The following is a 3,115-nucleotide window of genomic DNA, read 5'->3' as shown; positions in this document are numbered from 1 at the left end:
CCGGCGAGCCAGCCCGAACGGGCGGCAGGAACCTCACGAGCCAGCCCCGGCTCAACACCTCCGGCAGACTACGACCGGTGATCACCCAGCCAGCCAACCGGTGACATTCATATAAGCCGGAACCTCACAGCGACCGGGATTATCATGCACGGAAGGCACTCCCTGAGCCACTCGTCGGCTGAGCAGTCAACGGCGCATGCCCTATTGAACAACCTCTTCGTCGTTGTCGCCTTCATCAGGCATATCGTCCGCCCGGTCGTCGGAGTCGTCGAACGGCAATGCGTATTCCGCGGCGAGTTCTGCGAGATGCATAGCCAGCGGCAAACGCAGGGTGTCCCGGTAGTCCTCCGGGTTACGCTGCTGGTGCACACACATGGCGTAGGACTCGGCTTCGGGGCGGGTCGCGAAGCCGATCATCGTCAGTTCTACGAGCTGGGGATTCCACGCGTTTATGCCGGCGACGTCGGGTGCCGGTGTGCCGTCCGGACGCCGGTTGGTGGTCAGCTTGGTGGCGTCGACCTTCAATACTCTGCTAGCCGTCGAGCTCTTGGGTGAGGTGCTGTAGAACACGCGAGCGTCCTCGGATGCCTCCGCGTGCACCCAGAGTCCGGTGGCGTGGCCGGCGGTGCCGTCGGGCTTGGCCAGCCAGCCTCGGGGAGTCTCGTCGCGATCGCCGGTTGCGACGCGCACGATGCGTAGTTTCGGTTGTGTCGTCAGCCGTTCCGGCGCGCTGTTGCCTAGTTGCATGCGGTCGGGCATGAGTTCGCCGTTGAGCAGCCAAGGCCAGCGCGATCTGGAGTTCTGGGCGTGGACATAGGCCAAGGTCGGGACCGCCCGGAACCGTTGGAGAGTTTGCTTGATGAACTGGGCGTAGAGCAACTGCTGCCTGTCGCGGTGCTTCTCCTGGTTGGGACGAACCTTGCCGGTGAGTGACAGCAGCAACTCAGGGTAGGGAACCCAGTCGTCGGTGTCGATCGACCGGCCAAGGATCTTGTTCTCCTGGGGCCTGAGCAGGACCGCGACGGGCGTGAACTGCGCCGTCGAGTTGGTGCTATCCGATTGGCGCTTGACCAGCCAGAACGCCAGGTGGTTCAGCTTCTGGGGCAACCCCAGCGAATCATGTTGCCGTGGAACGAATCGCATGCCGAGCTGCCGAAGACAGTCGTCCCATGCCGCTTTGCAGGGGTGTTCGAGTTTGTCTTCGCGAACGGCGACGAACTGTGTGAGTGTCCGGGCAGCGCCGCATCCGAGGCGGATCGCGAATTTCGGATCCTGGGTTCGGATCCTGAATGCCGGCTTGGCGGATTCGAGCTGCACGATCGCGATCTGTCCGTATTCGGTTCTGGCGCTGATGTCTTCGACGAGTTGCTTCACCTGGCGACTACGCTCGATGACTTCGGTGTCGTGGGGTGCGCCTTTTCGGGGGCCGGGCCCCTCTCCGAGTCGGCTTCCGGCTGCGCCCAGTTCGTGCCGGTGGATACGGACTTTTAGCTCCGGGGTGTCCCATGCCCAGGAGTCGGGTCCTTCGAGCGTCCGATATGCGGAGAGAGCGAGGCTCTCCTCCGCGGCGGAGATCAACTCCGGCATCAAGTATTTGTTCTGTTCCAGCACGTGAACGACCAGGTCGGTGCCTTCCCCCAACGCTGCGGCGGTGAAGGTTCGCCGGATCGTTCCGTTGGCGGTGGTGGTCACCGCGCGCTCGGCGAGCACGCTCTCGATCTGCCCTGGATGATCTTCCTTCTTGGGAATGGCCTTCAGCGGGCTCAATACGTGTGTCGACCGGACCCGAGGTGTGGCGGGCACGAGCGCGTGAGCGCGAACGAAGTCCGGTGCGAGTGCTTCTTCGATCCATCGGCTGAGCTGACGGTGCTCGGTGGGCATGAGACCCGTTAATACTCCGTGGTAGCCCATCATCGCGTGATGGCACAGAGCCGCGGTCACAGTGTCGCGGCCAGTGATCCAACTGTCGGCCTCTTTAGCGAAAACATCTGGTAGTGGCAGCTTTTCGACAGCGCCTAGGGCTTGGAGCATGCTCTCTGGTCCGCCCCGGCGCCAGTCGACCTTGCCTTCGGAGCGGTTCCATTCCAATTTCGCGATCGCGAATCGAGGTGACACAGGTGCTTCGTCGAGCAGGGCGGCCGTCGAACGCAGATACACCGCGGCCGAGCGCCGATGCGGTAGGTGGGCTTTGCCACGGACCCATCGTCGGATGCCGGCCGACACGTGCAGTCGCGGGACCGGGTCGAACGGCACCGTCCGTAGCCGGATGCTGATGTATCCGCTGAACATCCATGTCCCGGCGGGTGTTTCCGGATCCTTGCCGCTGATGACGTAGCGTCGCGGCGGCCAGGACAGCAGTTCGGCACCGTCGCCGTCCAACGGGGCGACTCGTTCGAATGCCACGGTCTCGCCGTCGATCTCGTAGGGCCGGTGGCGGACGATCCGGTCCGCCATGAGGTCGGGGAGGACGGTGTACAGGTGCGGTGCCGGGATGCATGTGCCCGCCGGGGAGCGTGTGGCCTCCAGCAGATCGATCTGTTCGCGCCGCCACTGAAGTTGTGTGAAGTCCAGATCGGAAAGTGCGCGGGAGTAGGCCCGGGCATGTTCGGTGGTGGCGGCGAAGTCCTGCAGCCACACTTTTACGATCCGGCGGATGATCGTTTCCGGATATTCGACGGTGGAGTAGAGCCAGCGGACGGTGTCGTCGAAGCCGGCACGACGGCCGACGGAGATCAGATCCGGTGCGACGGTGGCGAGTACTTCGTTGAGTCGGGCTATCGGCACCTGCTCGATGCGGTCTCGCCCGCGTTCGGGCCAGGTGCGGCGGTAGTAGTCGAGGACCGGGTCCCGCCAATCGGCCGGGAATCCGAGCGTCGACACCGTTGCCTGCAGGGGGGTATCGGCAGCCGGCACGAACGCGCCGAGTTCGAGGTTCTTGCTCATGTGAGTTCCCTTTCGTCGACGGGTCAGTCGTTCATGCGGGACAAGGGGACTGCTGCAGGTATAGGTGACAACCGAGTTGGCTTGCCTTCGGGCGGGCTGGAAGGATGTCGCTGTGGCCAAGCCTTACCCCCGCGAGTTCCGGGACGATGTCGTCCGGGTGGCCCGCAACCGT

1 protein-coding gene is annotated in these 3,115 nt (G+C 63.9%); it reads right to left on the bottom strand.

Features of this window, described 5'->3' with window-relative positions:
- Nucleotides 1–201: 201 nt before the first annotated feature.
- Entirely contained in the window at nucleotides 202–2,943 is a 2,742-nt protein-coding gene (locus tag NRB56_RS38035) for a pPIWI_RE module domain-containing protein (protein ID WP_153349228.1), read from the bottom strand.
- Nucleotides 2,944–3,115: the final 172 nt, after the last annotated feature.

Source organism: Nocardia aurantia, from assembly GCF_009604425.1.
Taxonomy (GTDB): domain Bacteria; phylum Actinomycetota; class Actinomycetes; order Mycobacteriales; family Mycobacteriaceae; genus Nocardia; species Nocardia aurantia.
Note: the sequence above shows the minus strand (reverse complement) of the source record. Positions and strands in the feature narration are given on the sequence as shown.

Bases quoted from the DNA above. Each gene is read 5' to 3' on its own strand.
- NRB56_RS38035 (WP_153349228.1), bottom strand. From the start codon at position 2,943: ATGAGCAAGAACCTCGAACTCGGCGCGTTCGTGCCGGCTGCCGATACC.